The sequence below is a fragment of the Fulvivirga kasyanovii genome (assembly GCF_009711405.1).
Lineage (GTDB): Bacteria > Bacteroidota > Bacteroidia > Cytophagales > Cyclobacteriaceae > Fulvivirga > Fulvivirga kasyanovii.
In genome coordinates, this window is sequence record NZ_SMLW01000537.1 from 1 (window position 1) to 17,181 (window position 17,181).

The window sequence follows — 17,181 nt, forward strand, 5'->3', positions numbered from 1 at the left end:
CTCAAATCGGAGAGATTCTCCTTTAGTTTACAAGTTGGTATGGGAGACGCAACTGGAGTTGCAATTGAGCAAATTAAAAATGGGTTGCAAGACGTAATAAATAAATCGCTCGACCGTGCAGACTATTCATTGGCCAAAGCAGCAATCCAAGCCCTTGGGGCTATTGATGCATGGAAAGAAGCTAATTTGGACTTATTGGAAACCGCTTTTGATCAACTAGACAAAAAATCACGAAATTTATTTACCAACATGTCCGTTCTCATAAATCAAGCAAATGAATTGGTCACCAATAACCTGGAAACATCTAGGCAAATAGTCGAAAATACCAATCAAATCACTGAAAGCATTCCAGGTTCTGGAAAGCGCTCTTTTATTTTAAGATATTTTCCAAGTGTATTATCACCATTGATCGCAGATAGCGTTCTAATTACGTTTCGGGGTGTCAATTTAGAGAAAGCTCAGATAGGGGTTACTCTTCCAGATAATACTGTTCGCAAAGTGAACATAGTTGGCCCACAAGAGGTAAGTTTTTGGCTACCTATCTCGGCGTTGCCCATTGATCAATCGAAACACCAAGTATTTGAATTAAAAGTAAATCATATAACCAGAGACGGAAATACAGCAATTTTTTGGCCAAAGTACAGAAATGTAAGTCGCACCATTCTTATTAGTAGTTTGCCCAAACAAGCCGCGACATTTGCTCTTACAGGCATTAGATCTTTTGAAAATGAAGAAAGAATTATCTACACAGCAGATATGGGTAGATTCAGTGGGACTAACACAAGTGTAGAGAAAATAGCAAACCTTGCAAATGGTTACAAATGGGACCTACGTGGAGGGGTCTCCTCGCATCAAAATTTTAGGATTGTGAGTACTGGTAGAGGAGAAGCGGGAAGGTGTCAGGAAATTATCTGGAATGGCTCAAATGAGCATGGAATAATTGGGAGGGCAAGACTTGATAGAATCAGGCAAGTAAGGTTTCCCGATGTGAGGTACAGCGACGGTTATAAGCATTGTGGAATTGAAGGGCCTATTTATCGCTTTATTTCGACAACCGCCGGTTTGGAGCCGATCTCAGGTCAGTTGTTTTGGGGACAGGATGAAATAATCGAATTACCCACGGATATCTCCGAATTTACGTTATCGATTAAATCTTTCACAGGGGAAGATAAAATAATCACGAATAATTATTCTGACGAGTTCCTTAGTGTTTCAAAAGAAAGAAGCAGACTGATTATTCGAACCAAAATACCGACTGACTTGATAAAATAAAGGCGTCTGGCAAACTATAATAGGCGAATCGAGGTGCTTCTGCCTCCTGGAGTTGAACGTGTTATGGTTTGGTATGATAGCCTTGTTTTGGTGTAACCTTTCATCAAGTTAGGCTGATAAATAACAATAAAATAGCAGCAACACCAGAAACAGGGTAATCCTAGTCATTCTCAGGCTTTTTCCTATTTAACTTTCAGGAGTTCTCCTCTGGAAGGTGATACGCTTCCAATCCTACCCTTACGACATAAAAAATTAAACGAATAAGTACCATGAAAACAGTAAAATTCAATTTCAAGCTCACTTCAAAAGGAAGCTTGGCAAACGTATTTTTTTACCCGGAACAAGAAGATGTTTCGATTTTGCTAAAAGCAGATTCAAAAGGCAAAGAATGGAAGAATGAATCATTTGAACTTTTGGTAGAAGATCCCTTTGAGTATACACTGCACGTTTATGGTGTGAGTGGAACTGAATGGGAGGCGGAACTTAAAATAATAGGTGATTCTGAAGTGAACTTTTTAAAGTGGTCTGGTACTACAGGAGACACAAGAAGAAATATATCCGTCAGGACTAAACCAACTAAAAACCTTCCATAGAATATGAAAAAGCTTATATTAATAATTGTGTTTGCGTTATATTCAAACTCGATGAATGCGCAATTTAGCATAATTCAAGACGGTGATGGTGAAACTTCATTGCAGCTAATGAAGGCAAGTACAGTAGCAATTAATGCAGCAACAACCTCAATTGGTTTTTCTGTCTCACCAGATAATACAGACAAAATAAAATGGGCCATACACTCGACAGCCAATGCAAAAGACGGCCTTGCCAAGCTTTTCGAAGGCGGTAAATTTCTTTTAAGCGGTAAATCAGGCGCTACAGTTATTTATGATATGAGTAAGTATGGAACCAGAGACGACCCACGAATTGGTAATTTGGTTTATCAATTCCTTGGAGGGGAACTTTTATACTCCAGGTTTGAGGTCATAGATTCAACCAAAACATTTGATAATCAAATTTCCGAGCAGGCAAATAGGGGTTTTAGAATTAACTATGGCTGGAATTTCCTAAATGTCGAAAGCACTAAAACCATCCTCAACGTTTTAGGTCCCTTTAGCGCAGGTCTGTCAGTTTCGCTTGGTAATAAAGATAATACCGATATCATTGATCCCGTAGAAGTTATAACTTCCTCTCGAAGTTACAGCAATGGAGCAATTACCAGAACAATCTCCAGCACTAGTGATGCTTATGAATCAAATGCGATTGCAAAAAATCTATTCTTTTCCAGATTCAACTTTGACTTCGGTAAGCATTTACCTGGTAATAGGTTATTTGCCAATATTCACCTGACATATGCCACTGATGAAGGTCTCAAGCCAGTTCTTAACCCCTCATTTGGGTTCTTTGTAATGAAAAATGGAGCACCACTGGAAGCTATAGTTGGCATTCAATTACAGACATCAGACTGGTCAAATAATCGAAACTCAGAAAAAGGAAGATGGGAAAGAACCTCCCTGGTCTTAACAGCAGGGTTCCCCTTTTAATTGAAGGACGAGCCTGGCAAAAGGAAAGCCGTCTTTCGTTTTGATGAGATATTGTGAATAGTCGCTGGCCCTTTATTATCAAAAAAAAGGTAGAGGGTTCACTATAAGATAAATGGGCGGAGTAGATAATGCTGGTGCCAGTGGCAATTTAATACTCGTGCTTCAAAATTTGAATTTAGTAAGAAAATTCGTTTCAAGCTCTTTAAAGCATTAAAACGAAAAGTAAATTAGTTGCTTTGGTAGTCCTCCAACAGCAATAGTTCGGGGGTGGAAAGCATGATCTGCTCATGGCTCATCAGGCTATGGATAACTGTATAGACTGCATCCGTAAAGTTAGCAATATCACTGTCACTATTTAAATAGCAGCGCATGGTTTTCATTAGCCGCTCAAAAGCCTTGTCATAGTTGACCACAATCAGCTCATCGGTATATCCGTAGGTATGCGCACCGGTTTTGATGGCCTCACCCAAGAGAAGCCCCATTTTCAGATACCACATAAAACAGGCTTTCAGTTCGGGAGCATTCATTACCTGATCTACATTCATTGCATTTAGTTTTAGATGAACACTCTTTTGATTGCGGTTTTAAACTCACCTGAAGGAGCATGGAAGTCCCAAATATACCTGTCTGCATTTTCTACTACCTGTTCCCGGAGCTTTGGATCTTCGATAAGGGATACTATTTTTTCATGCCATTCCTTGCCGGTGTCTGCCAGAAAACCATTGTCCCCATCTTTAATGATGTCCTTAAAAGGCGCAACATTTGATGCAATAACCGGCACCTGGGCTGCTGCCATCTCCTGGTACTTAACCGGAGATTTGGTGCTGTTATAACTGGTATCACGCAAGGGTAGGAGCGCTATATCCAATGCAAGTTCATGGAGCCGGGTAAAATAATCTGTAAAGCAAACCGATTTTTCAATTGTACAGGTTAATTCTTCCAAAAGATAATTTCCCATTGGGTCTTTGCCATTCCATCCAAAGAAAATTAACTCCACTTTACCGCCATAAATTTTTTGTATGTTCTTCAACACACCCAGTATTAAAACAAAATCCGCATGCATACTGCCATTACCGACAAGTCCAATCCTGGTAATATTACTGGTAGGTTTTTGATGTAACGGGATTTCCTGATAGGTATAGCTTGAGAAAAAATTCGGAACATATTCAAACCGGGGTATGGATTCCGATTCTAATGACTTTACCAAGTGCTGGTACTGTACCTTCAATGCCTCTGAAGCTGCTGTAACCACATCCATCCCCGCCAGATTAAGAAGTAACTGCTCCCTTTGCTTATCTGTTATCTTCCGATAATCAGGATGATATTGGGGCATGGCATGATAGCTAATGTCCATATCCATCACAAATTTCAAATCCCTTTTAAACATTGACATGTTCCTTATAATATAAGTCGCATCGGTAAGCATAGCCGGAAGCACTACATAATCCGCCCAGTCTATCAGCAATGCATTTATATCATGATTAGCCTCATCAAATTGCCTGGTAAAATCCCACTTCTGTATATCGGTTATAATAGCGACATGCGTTTTGGAAGTATTCAGCGTAAGAGCGGGCAGGATCATCCGATAGTATCCACTGCCATTGAGCCAGGGTGCGACATAAAGTACATGGAGTTTATTGTCATCCATAGCGTATTCCGGATATTTAGCTTCAAACACCTGGTGTTCTTTCAATCTTTTATAAAGGGCTTTTACATCTTTCATTGATCGTCATTTTTTGGTTCCTGTTTTACTCCTTTGTGATACTTCTCGATAAGCTGACGGGTGGATTTATCATAGATCTCAGCATTTTCTGCGTTGGCTCCGTAGTCCGCAATCTTTTTCCTCAACCGGGCCAGACCAGTTTCCCTGTTTCTTGATTTTGAATAGCGGCTACGCCAGTCAATAGAATGTAATGTGCGGATATTGCCATCTTTGAACCACACGATCATTTTGCTGAAAGAGTCCCTGATCAGCTTCCAGCCGCCTTTGGGTAGTTTCTCTGTTTCGCTCATTTGAAGTATTTAATAAGTTCTTTGATCTGAATTTTTCGAACCGGATAGTTCGTATTAGAGGCATGGATAACCGGCTGGCCACCTTCCAACACAATGATAATTTTCAGCAGGTCAGCCTGTAGGTTTTCGACTTCACAGAAATGATCGAGGTAGCCCGACACACCATCGGCTACTTTTCTCTCCAGTTCAGGGTTGTATAAGTCTCCAGCAAAAAATTTTACCAATTCTCCAAGCGGGAGGGGGTGAATTTTCCTTTTCTCTATCAGCCATGCTTTCACCTGGTCAGGCTTTTTGATAATCACAAAGAGTTCATCAATTGCAGTACCTGTTTTCTGCGATACTTCTGTAAAGTATCGCCTGACGTTGTCAGTAGCTTTGGCCTCGATGCCAAACAGGTCTATGGAAACTTCTTCCATATAACCTTTCAGTCGCTCCTTAATGGAGGGTTTTCTGTTGTTCATAGATTTATTTGATTAAAAGATTAATTACTCATCCATTGTAGGGTCTGCGGGTCAAGAACTGCTGCATAGAACTGATCCAGTAGTCCCGGATCGTTAAGCTTTGATACCCTTGTTTCACACTCCCTAAAGAGTTGTAGGGAAAGCTGTTCTTTGTCTCTGCCTTTTTTTCTGGCGTTCATCAGACGCCTGATCTGGGCACGGAGCACCGTTCTGCCATGTATTTCCTTTTCCCGCTGCTTTTGCTTCTCATACCATTTTTTTGTGCCGATAAAGCCGCTGGGGTTGTCTATGGAGAAGTAGCGGTCGGGTAGCTGTACATATCGTTTAGCAGGTTCTTTTTGCACGAACTTGCCAGCCATGTAGATCCGCTCCACATACTTCTGGTGAATGCGGGCAAGGCTATTGGTATTCACCGGTTCATAAAGCTTTTTGACCAGGTGCTCACCGGCCTGGATCTGGCTTTCGGTCAGATGCCTGTCTTTGTAGAGGACGTTCAGCGCAAGGTTCCAGAGTTGGGTGCTGTACATCTTGAGAAAAGTGCTGCGGGCAGCATGATCCTGTTGATCACTTTCTGCCCGCAACGGCACTTTTTCTCCTGTATCTTTCGTTTGTGGCGGCAAAGTATCCCGTACCGGTTCCGGCTCATCCGGGGTGTCGTTGCCAGCTTTTTGTTGTTTTTCTTGGTGAAATTCCGGAGATTTTATCTGGGAAAGCCTTTCGTTGCCAGTTTGTTCAGCAGCTTCGGACTGTTTTTCTTTGCTTGTGGCTTGGTTTTTTTCTATAACTTTTTCTCCTGTGTATCCTGAAACTACGTTGCCAGTTAACTGTGGGCCCTCGTCCGCATTTTCATGCGGAGCGGTTTGCTGTTCTGACCTGTCGTTGCCAGTGATATCAACACCTGTGAGCGATAGCTCACGCCTATTTTTTTCGTTGCCAGGAGGAATGTTCAGCCCTTCCGGCTGATCTTTTAAAATGTTGTCAACAGCATTTACTATATTATTCTTTGTGTTACCAGCATATGTATGCGGACATTTTGTCCGTTCGGAATTTTCAAAATGTGCTCCTGCTGTTTTTGGAGGGGTTTCCTCTTTTTCACCCTCACGGTCATTTTTCGACTTATCCACCGCTTCATAGGTATTTATGTACAGCACTTTTGTATTTATCCACAACTCATAATCTGCGTTGGAACCATGCCATACCTTTTCAGTAATAATACCTGCTTCTGAAAGCCTGTTGATATGTCTTCGAATGGTGCGGTCGGAGGACTTAATAAATCCTGCCAATTGCTGGCTGTTGGTTCGCAGGGAGGGTAGCTCTTCTCCGGGAGCTATGGCATTCGATTTTAAAAGAGAAATACCATATATGCGGATAATCTCTTTGGCCGTCAGCACCACACCGCCACGGAGTTTATCAGCGATTGCCGTCCTGGGCATATTGTATTCCTCTATATACCTGTCCAGGGCTTTATAGGAATGGGAATAGTTAATGATTTTCATAGGGCCTTTCCCTTTGATATAAACCCTATGATCATACCAGCCTTGGTCTTGGCATTTTCCAAACCTTGGCATTCAAACTGTACAAAGCCATTTCCTGTAACCCTGAAAAGCTCACCGGCGATCAGCTCCAGGCGGATATTGTTTATCCTGCTGTAATCCTCTTTGCTATCCGGGAATGTAGCAGTCCAGGTGCATGGCCGCTGGTACTGCCAGTCTACTTTTTCCACGTTGTTCATCATACTACCTGTTGAAAGGCCCGGTAAATCTCAAATTGCTTCAGCTCCAGGTTAGTGGCTTCTCTTACCAGGCGCACATGGCTCACCCATATAATTCCTGGTCGTTCTACAATTGGAGTGTTTTTAAACTCCGCAACAAACACACGGTTATCGCTTGTGCAAAAATCTTTGGGGTTGCTTGTCAGCCAGGTGCCTATTTGGCCTCCAAAATGCATCCATTCAGTTTTTCCTTCTCTGGTAGGAAGCTCCCATAGCTCATTTCGTGTATCAATAGAATTTCCATCAAGATCCAGCACCTTGTACCAGGACTTCGATTTGTTTTCTTGCAGGCTCATCATATTATTTGTGATTAAGGCTTTGCGATAGGGTCTGACTTACAGAACTTCGACAAGCCGATGGGATTACCGGCAGTTTCCTGACCACTGAGTAGTCAGGATGTTTTCTCAACAGGTTATTGATCTCGGCCATCAGGAGTTTTCTGCAAGGGTCTTCTTCGATCAGCTCAACTTTCATGTTTTCAAAAATTTGATTCCGGCTGTAAACCAAAAGAATTTTATCATTCGAAAACAGGTACAAATTTCTGGTTTACCCCCAGTGTACCCCCAGTATTTGAAAAATTTAAATCACTGATATACAGATAATAATTGCGTTTACCCGTAAAGTGTTAGTTGAAGTTAAAAAAAGTGCAGTCCCTCTTAAGTACAATTTTTAGAGAGAGAAATAATTATGACACAATTGATGTATGAAATTGACTCCGAAATGATAAATTTTTAAAAAAATATGATGAAAAATATATCTCATGAGACTTTATTTGCGTTAGTCTTCACTGCAATCGTTTGAAAAAAAGTTTTTTTAGGGGGTACACTGGGGGTACAGATTGCGAATGGGCCGATTTTAGGCGGTTTTTAAGCTTGAAAATATAACTTTTTAAAGAATCTTGTTTTCCTTTAACGGGGTATGTCACCATTATAAAGCCAGACCCTCAATTTTTATGTGTTAACAAAAGCTTTTTATGAACAGTGTTTCCTATGAGCCAAATTCCTTTGTTGAATTTATTACAACCTTTGAACTGGATACAATAAATGGCTTAACTGATGAAGATTACATAACCCTATACAATGGGTTCAATTCATCAATGGAATATATTGAAGTACTTATGGAACGGTTTAAACGTTTCAGGCAATTGCTGCTGGATTTTCCGTTAAATCATAGCAGCTCGCGGAGAAGGATGTATATTATCAATGCGTATTATTTACTAAAGTATGCGCAGGACAAGTTGCCGTATATCAAAGCCGTTCTTGATGGGCGTTTTAAATATAGCTCTCAGCCACCGGTGTGCGGATGCACCCAGTGTCAGTTGGATTCATTTTGCAGTCATAAATATGGCTCATGGAGAGATTTTCAGCATCACAAACTACACCTGATGTTTGCTCACCACAAAAAGGTGGTAGTGAATACCCTACGCCTGTTCAGGGTGTATGCTCACATGGAGGGAATAGATATAGAAAAGCTGGACTTGGATTATCCCTTGGTAGCAGCTATGTATGCAGCGGGCAAAAGGTCAAGCTCTATCTTACCTTCTCCAGTAGCTGTAGAGCAGGTCAAAAAGACAAAGCTGACACTGAAGCTCCCTTCAGAGGCTATAGGGTATCTTTTCTATCCTTTGTTTAAGAAAATAGCCGGGGAAAATGTGAACAAGACCGAACTTTCCCAATTTCTGTCTGACATCTTTCAAACAGAAAAGTCAGGAGAAGTTAGTCATAAGCAGATACGAAAAGGGTTTTATGAAGTTGACCAGAACACCGAAGAGGTGATTCGCGAAGCTGTTACTTATTTATATGACGTAATTATCAACAAAAAACACCGAACAATATAAACGAATGAACGGGGTACCCGTTCATTCGCGATGAAAACCGAATATGCCGATTAGCACAGGCTTACTTCGTTAATTCCAGGATACAGGAAGGAAAGAATAGCCTTTTGATCCGGATTGGAAAGATCGAGCGGCTGGAGAATGGCTTGCAGCCTGATGCCAATACACTCAAACATCTGGATTTCGCTTTGAAGCCGGAAAGAAGTCCTGGCAACCCTGTCCCAGGTGGTTGTCAGAACATAGTCCAAGGATTCCCGGTGTAATCGGGCATAGTAAGCCATATTTTCATAACCTAATCTATTTTGTAAGGTTTGGGCATCAAAATCAGAATATACATGCTCTATTTCAATCTGCCTGTCATTGCACCACGCCCTGAGCACGGCCTCCTGTTTCTTTATCTGATTTCTTCCTGCATCTCCCGTTAAAGATGATCTCAGGTATAATAAAGCTTTTTTTCTCGTCACTCTCATAAATAATCTATTTATACTTACTCACTTTTTGTAATTATATCATTATGCTGCAAATCTATATGATGTAACTATAAATTTGGTGGTTTATTATATAGGTATTAACTAATTATATAAAATAGAAAGTCTTGAATAAAAAGGTTACATTAATGTAACCTTTTAACTCAAGCATACGTGAAAGGACTGTATGATAGAAGAAGAAATAAAATTTGATGAGCAAACGTACGTATTGCTCCTCAATGCGCTCAACAGGAAAGAGCTGACAAAAAAGGATACCGGTCTTACCTCCCGGGTAATCAACAATTGGGATGAAGAGGAATTGATTGATGATGAACGGGAAATCAAAACGACCTGGAGAAAGTTCAGTGTTGTTGACATACTCTGGATCAGTACTATTGGTGACCTTAAGGAATTTGGGGCTGGTACTAACATAATCAGAAAAGTAAAGCAGCATCTTTTCTCTAAACTTCCCGGTAGATTCGGGGAGACGAGACTGGAGCGTCATATTATTCAGGTCATTTCAATGGCTAAGCCTACATTCATTGTCGTTGATTCTACCGGAGATACGGAGGTTCTTACAGGAACCCAATACCTTGAAAAGCTACAGGAAAACAGAATTGGCAATCATTTGGTGATCAGTCTCAACAAAGGTGTGAGTGAAAACTTTGAAGAGCTTCATTTATCTCCATTCTTTGAGGGGCTTCAAAAGCTCTCCGGTAAAGAAAAAGAACTGTTAGATATTATTCGCAAAAATACTTTCTCTTCAATCCACATCCGTTTGAGAAATGGTGAGATGGAGATGATCGAAGGCAGGGAACAAATTGATATTGAAAAGCGGATCATTGACTTGCTGCGAGAACAGCAGTATCAGAACATAGAAGTGAAGCAACAGAATGGAAAGGTGGTAAGTATAGAACGTGTTGTGAAAAGAAAATTACAAGGCTAAATGAAAACAGAAGTGACAAACGGATTGGTATGCTACCGGACGACCCGGAGCTTATCCAGGGGTAAAGGAAACAATCCTTACCTGATAGCAGGCAATATCCTTAATGCAAGCCGCGCAGGGATGTTTTATGACCTGCGATATGAACGAGCGCATAAGAAAACCGAAGCATAATGTAACAGTTGAACGGTTAAGGCAGAAGCCGGAACTTAAGGATTACAGTGACGAGCAATTGGAAGAAATGATCCGGCAAATGGAAAGACTTGCCGAAATAACACTAAGACATTTATTTAACAGTTAAAAGACATTATTTTATGAATCTGGATGATTTTAAACAGTTTATTAAAATTGATGAATCAGAAGTAAAGAGGAACAACGAAGTATGGCTTTATACCAGGGTATCTTCCAAAGATCAATTCGCGAACAAAAGTCTTTTGAATCAGCATGACGAGGGAAAGACGTATTGTCTAACCAATCAATATAACCTTGTCAAGGTTTTTGGTGAAACCTATGAGAGTGCCAGGGGGGATTTTACCAGGAAGGAGTTCAAGAACCTGATTGATAGTATCAGAAGGGCAAAAAAGAAACCTTTTGCGATCCTTATCTATAAAATGAGCAGGTTCTCACGAACTGGAGGGCACGCAATTGGTCTGGCGACAGACCTTATTGAAGGTTTAGGGGTTCATTTGATTGAGATATCAAGCGGCAAAAACACTTTAACCGAAAGGGGCAAACTTGAAATTTACGACCGTTTGCTGAAGGCCAGAGAGGAAAATCTTGAGCGCTTGGAGATTACTTTGCCGGGGCTTAAAAAATTCATTGAAAACGGGAACTGGTTAGGGTCTGTACCTAAAGGGTATGACCATTACGGCCCAAGGGTAAAAGACCTGAACCGGATTAGCGGCGAACAAAGAATAGTCCTTAATCGTGAAGGCAAACTTTTCAAAAAAGCATGGCGATGGAAAGTTGCTGGTGAAAGGGATTGCGACATCATAAGAAAACTGGATGCCCTTGGCGTCAGAATCAGTGATAAACAGATCAGCAAGATGTGGCGTAATCCATTCTACTGCGGGTTGATTATCAATAAACTAACCGGTGACCAGATCATTGCCGGGAATCATGAACCAGTAGTATCTAAAAAAGACTTCCTGCTAGTCAACAAAAGACTCCGGGAGCGAACGGAAACCTACCAGGGTTACAAAGGGGACGAAAACCTCCCGCTAAACAAGTTCATCAAAAGCTACGAGTGCGGCACATCATATTCAGGCTACTGTGTCAAAGCCAAAGGGATCTACTATTACAAAAACAACCGGAAGGGCAGCAAGGAAAATGTTAGTGCAAAAAAAATGCACGAAAGCTTTGCCGAACTGCTGCGCAGGTATCAAATACTTCCGGCAGTTGCTTCTGAATATGAAGAAGTATTATACAGTAATATTAATGACGTGATTTCAATTGAGACCACTGAGACAAAGGTTCAAAGAGAACGAGTAGACGAAATCGGCAGGAAGATCAAACGCCTTGATGACCGCTATGTGTTGGAGGAAATTACCCGTGAACAACGTGATGAACATGTAGCCAATTTTGTTCGGGAAAGGGAGCAAATTCTTGCAAACCTTAAATACTGCGACAAAGATTTCTCGAACCTTAAAGAAGCGATAAAAAAAGGAGTTCAATTATCAAAAAATCTTGCTGAATTGTGGATTAAGGGCACTTTTGCAGCCAAGCAGGCCATTCAAAGTATGTTATTTCCAGAGGGGATACTGTATGACTTTAAAAATAACGTTTCTCGAACCTCTGTTGTGAACCTTGTTTTTAGTGCAATACCTTATTTTTCAGACAGTTACAAGGGAAATAAAAAAGGGGGAATCATCAAGTTTGACAATTTCCCCCTATCAGTAGCGGGAGCAGGACTCGAACCTGCGACCTTCGGGTTATGAGCCCGACGAGCTACCAACTGCTCCATCCCGCGATATATCTTTAACGTCTTTTTATCGCTATTTTTTCAAGGGTAGTAGCACTCTTTTGTGCTTTTCTTTATCCCCCTTGCTGAATTGGACTACAAAAGTAGATGGAAGATATTTAAAAATCAAGTACCTTTGCAAAAATAAATTTAAAACCCTCATGTCAACCACTCCTCACAAGGCCGGATTCGTAAGTATTATTGGTAAGCCCAACGTAGGCAAATCTACCCTTATGAACCAATTAGTGGGGGAAAGGCTCTCCATCATCACCTCCAAAGCCCAGACAACGCGCCACAGAATAATGGGAATTTTAAGTGGAGAAAATTTTCAAATTGTTTATTCCGACACCCCCGGAATCTTAAAACCGGAGTATGAACTGCACAGTTCCATGATGAAATTTGTCAGCTCCTCACTCGAAGATGCTGATGTGGTTTTGTTCATGACCGACATCTATGAAAAGTTCGACGAAACACTGGCCGAACATCTGGAAAGGATAGACGCTCCCATCATTTTTATCCTTAACAAAATTGACCAGGCCAAAGGCACACAGGCCGAAGACAAGCTTACTTACTGGAAAGAGCTGGTCAAAGCCGACAAGTACCTGATGGTCTCTGCCCTGGAGGGCCTGGGTATCAATGAACTTTTTGATGCCATCATCGAACTCATGCCGGAGCACCCTGCCTACTTCCCTAAAGATGAGCTTACGGATAAGCCTGAGAAATTCTTTGTAGAAGAAATAATCCGTGAGAAGATATTTATAAATTATAAAAAGGAAGTACCTTATAGTACCGAAGTGGTGGTAACGGAGTTTAAAGAAGATGAAACCATCATACGAATAAGGGCTGAAATATACGTAGAGCGCAAAAGCCAGAAAGGTATTATCATCGGTAAAGGAGGTGAAGCCCTGAAAAAGGTCGGGATCCAGTCCCGGGCAGACCTGGAAAAATTCTTCAATAAACAAGTCCACCTGGAAACGTTCGTAAAAGTTGCTGAAAACTGGAGAAAGCAGGAATTGAGCCTGAAAAGGTTTGGATATAAAAGATAATTGCAAATTATAAACAGACTTGCCCCTCAATGATGAAAGTATTTTACTTCTCTCTATTTTTTTTCATGTCTTCACTCTGGGTACAGCTATCGGCCCAGTCCATTTCCCACCAGACTGCAAGTGCGCTCGATGCATACACTGAAGTAACCAACAAATGCGTTGAGCAGCTCACCGAAACCATGGACTGCCTGGAAAGCTTCCGGCAGGCTGCTACCTTCTACCAGGAGCGCGGTCATGATTATAATTTCAGAAATCACAAGTCCGCCTGTATCGGCTTTATTGATGACTACTACATACAAAATCAAAAAGTAAAAGCCGGACAGCTCACTGCCGGAGACAGGGCTGCACTGGGCCGTCCATATGATGCCATGCTCAAGGTTTATGGCACCATCGTTGAAAAATGTCGGGAAATAGAAACCTATGTCAACCTTGAGCATTACACCACTGACACAGACATGGCCTGGGCAGAAGGCAAACTGAGGGAAATTCAAAAGGAATACGACAATTTCAGAACCACGAAGCGCAAGCTAGATGCAACCATTGAAGATATTTACAGAAAATACCAGCCTTACAACCCGGGCAACATCCACCATGTTGCAGAGCAGCGCATGAGAGATGCTATGCAACTGGAAGCGGAAATGCTGGATTCCTGGGCCTATAACCTGACACCAAAAATTCCGGTCAATGGTATTCCTAATGCTGCGGTGGTCCGGAACCTCAACCTCATCGACTCCATGTTTCGCTGGTCAGAGATTCCGAAAGTGAGCTTGTATTATAAAAATTTCGTGCACCAGATGTACTACGGAGGTCAAAGCTCCAAAAGCTACTGGCTTGACAGGAACATTTACGAAAACCAACTCACGGACAACCATGCCAACTCCGGATACAAGGCTTTTATCAACGACCTGAATAGCGGACTCTCCTTTTTCAACAGGTTCTGCACCAGTAATGACGATTTCAGGGGCATAGCCCTCACCGCCTACTGCCCTACCTTTGTATTGCCTGATGAACCGGTTGAGCCCAAAGTTGAGCCTGTAGGATACGATACACTTGCTATAAGTGACATCACTCCGCTACCTGCAGAGAAAGAGATATCTCCCCAAACGGCATTTGCACTTAACCGCTACATTGAGTTCGTCAACCACGCTGTCAGGGTAAGTAAAAATATACCCCATGTCTGCATCAATTATAACCATGCCCTCAATAGTGCCTTTCATGCACAGCGAAACCCGTCCAGGTTTAGTTACAGCTACCCGGACATTCCACTGTCTTATTATGAAAGCGCATTGTACCACAGTAAGTACATCCCAGAACACTACCGCACTACTCTCAATCGGCAGGCAAAACAGGTCTGGCAGATCTTTGATGAACTGCAACAGTCTTTAAAGCAGTTGGAGCTGATCACTTATGACAAGAGCGATGTTAAACCGGTCTATGAATTTATTTATAGCCGGCTGAGGAGGATCTCACACCTGATCGATCAGTTCAACCTTAAAACAGATGCGCTTTACAGCAATATAAAAATCATTTATGACAGCTACCCCAGGAACATGGCTGACCCGTGGGTGAAGACCGGCACGGACATGATGGCCATTATGGACGAATGCAGAGCTACCATAACAGGTATGTACAGTTACATCAGGGACAGCTCTGGTGTGCTGCCTGCGACAGACAGCCTCAATCACAAAGCGGCACTGGCTTACCTTAACAAGCACGACAACCTGGATGGCATCAATGCCGCGAGATACGGAACATCATCAGGTAATATTGAAAGGTATTATAACGAAATCATCGACGGGGCAAGGGAGCTGGGCAAATTAGCTCAAACCGGCTTTGCCGCCAACCCATACAACGACAGCCGAAGAGGTACTTCTCCCTCCTATACTTACCAGGAGTTTGTCTATAAGTACAATCACCTGATTGAGTACTATTTCGATAATCTGGTAGAAATACCTGATGCTGAAATACCCAAATCGGAGTTTTTTAATCCTTATGTAGATTTTGAGCCGGTATCCTTGCTGAAACAACAGAAGAAAATGACTTTCTATACATTCGTCCCTCCGGCAGGCATGGGCAACCAGGGGGATGAGCCTGAGGTTGAACAGGTTGATGAGTTATATGTTTCAATGGAGGGCTATGCGGTCAACCACATGGTTTTGCTGCTGGATGTTTCGTCTTCCATGAGCAATGAAAATAAGCTGCCCCTGCTTAAAAAATCTCTCAAACGGCTGCTGAGCATTATGCGCGAAGAGGATAAGATGTCGATAGTCATTTATTCTGAAAATGCCAGGGCTGTGCTGAAAGGTGTTTCATGTAAAAACAGAAAGGTTATGAAGGAGCTTGACAAACTGAGTTCGGCAGGAACAACCCATATCAAGGATGGTGTGGAACTGGCTTATAAAATGGCTGACAAGTACCGTATTGAAGGTGGTAACAACAGGATCATACTGGCGACAGACGGCCAGTTCAATATTCCTGAATCCGTGTATAACCTGATCAGCGAAAAGGCTGAAAATGATATTGTGATGTCAGTATTCTATTATGGGAATAAAAATTTAATGCCTGAAAAAATAGCAAAGATGGCTGAGGCGGGCAATGGAAAATTTTCGCATGTTACCACTGAAAACACCGACCTGGTACTGGTTAAAGAGGCGAAAGCCAGGCGGTTGAAAAAGTAGGTGTGAAACAAGTAAAGTAATAAACAAGTAGATAATTAATTAGAGATTAGGGTTTGGAGTTGTTAGTTTCGCAGTTACATTTTTTTTGTAACGCCTGTTAATTACTCCCAATATAAAAGGATATGGCAAATATAGTAGCTATAGTAGGACGCCCCAATGTAGGTAAGTCAACGCTTTTTAACCGCCTCATAGAGAAGCGGAAAGCAATTATGGATGATGAAAGTGGGGTAACCCGGGACCGCCACTACGGGTATGCCGAGTGGACGGGCAAGCATTTTACTGTTATTGATACCGGTGGTTATGTAACCGGCTCTGAAGATAAATTCGAGTCGGAGATCCGGCACCAGGTAGAGCTGGCCCTGGATGAGGCCACGGTCGTTCTTTTTATGGTGGACAGCTTTGCAGGCCTTACTGACCTGGATAAAGACTTTGCCAAGGTATTGAGAACGTCAAATAAGCCTGTCTACCTTGTGGCCAACAAAGCGGATACTACAGAGCGTATCCACATGGCCAGCGAATTTTATGCTTTAGGCATGGGCGAGGTCTATCCTGTTTCTTCTGCCAGCGGCTCCGGCACGGGCGAGTTGCTGGATATGGTGGTCAAAAATTTTGATGAAGGTGAGGAGAACCCTGAAGAAGGTATTCCGCGTATTGCCATCCTTGGCAGGCCTAATGTGGGCAAATCGTCATTCCTCAATGCCCTGCTGGGTAAAGAGCGGACCATCGTTACCGATGAAGCAGGAACTACACGCGATTCGATCAACACGCATTATAAACTTTATGGCAAGGATTTCATACTTACCGACACGGCGGGTATCAGAAAGAAGTCTAAGGTAAAGGAAGACATAGAGTTTTACTCCGTACTACGGTCTATTCAGGCTCTGCAAGACAGCGATGTGTGTATTTTCATTATAGACGCAGAAAGAGGTCTTGAAGCCCAGGACATGAGCATTATCAACCTGGCACTGAAGTACAGAAAGGGCATCATGATCATGGTGAACAAGTGGGACCTGATAGAAAAAGAAAACAACACGGCAGAAAAGTATAAGAAAGCCATCTTACAAAAACTCGGACAGCTCGATTATATTCCGATCATTTTCACTTCGGTGGTCAAGAAGCAAAGGATATTTCAGGCTATAGAGAAGGCTATAGAGATCTATGACAACAGGAACTCGAAAATCCCAACGTCAAAACT

General features: G+C 42.0%; 19 protein-coding genes and 1 tRNA gene. 10 read left to right on the forward strand and 10 right to left on the reverse strand.

Annotated elements, in window-relative coordinates; all coding sequences use genetic code 11:
* The 3 genes from E1163_RS12410 to E1163_RS12420 all read left to right on the forward strand — a co-directional run.
* On the forward strand, positions 1-1,272 hold a 1,272-nt coding region (locus E1163_RS12410; protein ID WP_221417992.1), incomplete at its 5' end, for a hypothetical protein.
* Positions 1,273-1,541: 269 nt separating this feature from the next.
* Positions 1,542-1,865 (forward strand): hypothetical protein, encoded by a 324-nt coding sequence (locus E1163_RS12415; protein WP_155172124.1) that lies wholly within the window; start codon positions 1,542-1,544, stop codon positions 1,863-1,865.
* Positions 1,866-1,868: 3 nt separating this feature from the next.
* Positions 1,869-2,813, forward strand: coding sequence for a hypothetical protein (locus E1163_RS12420; protein WP_155172126.1), 945 nt, complete (start codon positions 1,869-1,871; stop codon positions 2,811-2,813).
* Positions 2,814-3,040: 227 nt separating this feature from the next.
* Here the strand turns inward: E1163_RS12420 and E1163_RS12425 are convergent, their stop codons facing one another.
* From E1163_RS12425 to E1163_RS12460, 8 genes are read right to left on the reverse strand one after another with little or no spacing between them, the layout of a single operon-like run.
* The gene (locus E1163_RS12425; RefSeq protein ID WP_155172128.1) at positions 3,041-3,358 is read right to left on the reverse strand and encodes a hypothetical protein; all 318 of its coding nucleotides are present in this window, start codon (positions 3,356-3,358) and stop codon (positions 3,041-3,043) included.
* Positions 3,359-3,369: 11 nt separating this feature from the next.
* Complete coding sequence (locus E1163_RS12430; protein ID WP_155172130.1) at positions 3,370-4,536, reverse strand: glycosyltransferase family 4 protein; 1,167 nt, start codon at positions 4,534-4,536, stop codon at positions 3,370-3,372.
* Positions 4,533-4,826, reverse strand: coding sequence for a hypothetical protein (locus E1163_RS12435; RefSeq protein WP_185156069.1), 294 nt, complete (start codon positions 4,824-4,826; stop codon positions 4,533-4,535). The genes E1163_RS12430 and E1163_RS12435 overlap by 4 nt, the downstream gene beginning before the upstream one ends.
* Positions 4,823-5,287 carry a hypothetical protein gene (locus E1163_RS12440; protein WP_155172132.1) on the reverse strand — a complete coding sequence of 155 codons (465 nt, stop codon included), beginning with the start codon at positions 5,285-5,287 and terminating at the stop codon, positions 4,823-4,825. The genes E1163_RS12435 and E1163_RS12440 overlap by 4 nt, the downstream gene beginning before the upstream one ends.
* Before the next feature lie 20 nt (positions 5,288-5,307).
* A complete protein-coding gene (locus E1163_RS12445) occupies positions 5,308-6,783 on the reverse strand; it encodes a helix-turn-helix domain-containing protein (RefSeq protein ID WP_155172133.1) in 1,476 nt (491 codons plus the stop codon).
* The gene (locus E1163_RS12450) at positions 6,780-7,022 is read right to left on the reverse strand and encodes a hypothetical protein (protein ID WP_155172135.1); all 243 of its coding nucleotides are present in this window, start codon (positions 7,020-7,022) and stop codon (positions 6,780-6,782) included. Before E1163_RS12450 ends, E1163_RS12445 begins: the two co-directional genes overlap by 4 nt.
* Positions 7,019-7,357, reverse strand: a complete 339-nt coding sequence (locus E1163_RS12455) for a hypothetical protein (RefSeq protein ID WP_155172137.1) — start codon at positions 7,355-7,357, stop codon at positions 7,019-7,021. Before E1163_RS12455 ends, E1163_RS12450 begins: the two co-directional genes overlap by 4 nt.
* Position 7,358: 1 nt before the next feature.
* Entirely contained in the window at positions 7,359-7,532 is a 174-nt protein-coding gene (locus tag E1163_RS12460) for a hypothetical protein (protein WP_155172139.1), read from the reverse strand.
* A gap of 499 nt (positions 7,533-8,031) precedes the next feature.
* Between E1163_RS12460 and E1163_RS12465 the strand changes: the two genes are divergently transcribed.
* Positions 8,032-8,895 (forward strand): hypothetical protein, encoded by an 864-nt coding sequence (locus E1163_RS12465; protein WP_155172141.1) that lies wholly within the window; start codon positions 8,032-8,034, stop codon positions 8,893-8,895.
* A 50-nt stretch (positions 8,896-8,945) separates the two neighbouring features.
* Here E1163_RS12465 and E1163_RS12470 read toward each other — a convergent pair whose 3' ends face one another.
* Positions 8,946-9,362, reverse strand: a complete 417-nt coding sequence (locus tag E1163_RS12470; protein ID WP_155172142.1) for a recombinase family protein — start codon at positions 9,360-9,362, stop codon at positions 8,946-8,948.
* Between the two features lie 184 nt (positions 9,363-9,546).
* Between E1163_RS12470 and E1163_RS12475 the strand changes: the two genes are divergently transcribed.
* The 3 genes from E1163_RS12475 to E1163_RS31695 all read left to right on the forward strand — a co-directional run bounded on the left by E1163_RS12475 (position 9,547) and on the right by E1163_RS31695 (position 12,239).
* Positions 9,547-10,305 (forward strand): MerR family transcriptional regulator, encoded by a 759-nt coding sequence (locus tag E1163_RS12475; protein WP_155172144.1) that lies wholly within the window; start codon positions 9,547-9,549, stop codon positions 10,303-10,305.
* A complete protein-coding gene (locus E1163_RS12480) occupies positions 10,306-10,476 on the forward strand; it encodes a hypothetical protein (protein WP_155172146.1) in 171 nt (56 codons plus the stop codon).
* A 140-nt stretch (positions 10,477-10,616) separates the two neighbouring features.
* Positions 10,617-12,239 (forward strand): recombinase family protein, encoded by a 1,623-nt coding sequence (locus E1163_RS31695; protein WP_425482706.1) that lies wholly within the window; start codon positions 10,617-10,619, stop codon positions 12,237-12,239.
* Here the strand turns inward: E1163_RS31695 and E1163_RS12490 are convergent.
* Positions 12,199-12,271 (reverse strand) — tRNA-Met (locus tag E1163_RS12490). The genes E1163_RS31695 and E1163_RS12490 overlap by 41 nt on opposite strands.
* Before the next feature lie 152 nt (positions 12,272-12,423).
* Between E1163_RS12490 and era the strand changes: the two genes are divergently transcribed.
* The 3 genes from era to der form a co-directional block, all read left to right on the forward strand.
* Positions 12,424-13,308 carry a GTPase Era gene (gene era, locus E1163_RS12495; RefSeq protein WP_155172148.1) on the forward strand — a complete coding sequence of 295 codons (885 nt, stop codon included), beginning with the start codon at positions 12,424-12,426 and terminating at the stop codon, positions 13,306-13,308.
* Positions 13,309-13,337: 29 nt separating this feature from the next.
* Positions 13,338-15,986 carry a vWA domain-containing protein gene (locus E1163_RS12500; protein ID WP_155172150.1) on the forward strand — a complete coding sequence of 883 codons (2,649 nt, stop codon included), beginning with the start codon at positions 13,338-13,340 and terminating at the stop codon, positions 15,984-15,986.
* A 122-nt stretch (positions 15,987-16,108) separates the two neighbouring features.
* Positions 16,109-17,181: ribosome biogenesis GTPase Der (gene der, locus E1163_RS12505; protein ID WP_155172152.1), on the forward strand; the 1,073-nt coding region annotated here is incomplete at its 3' end.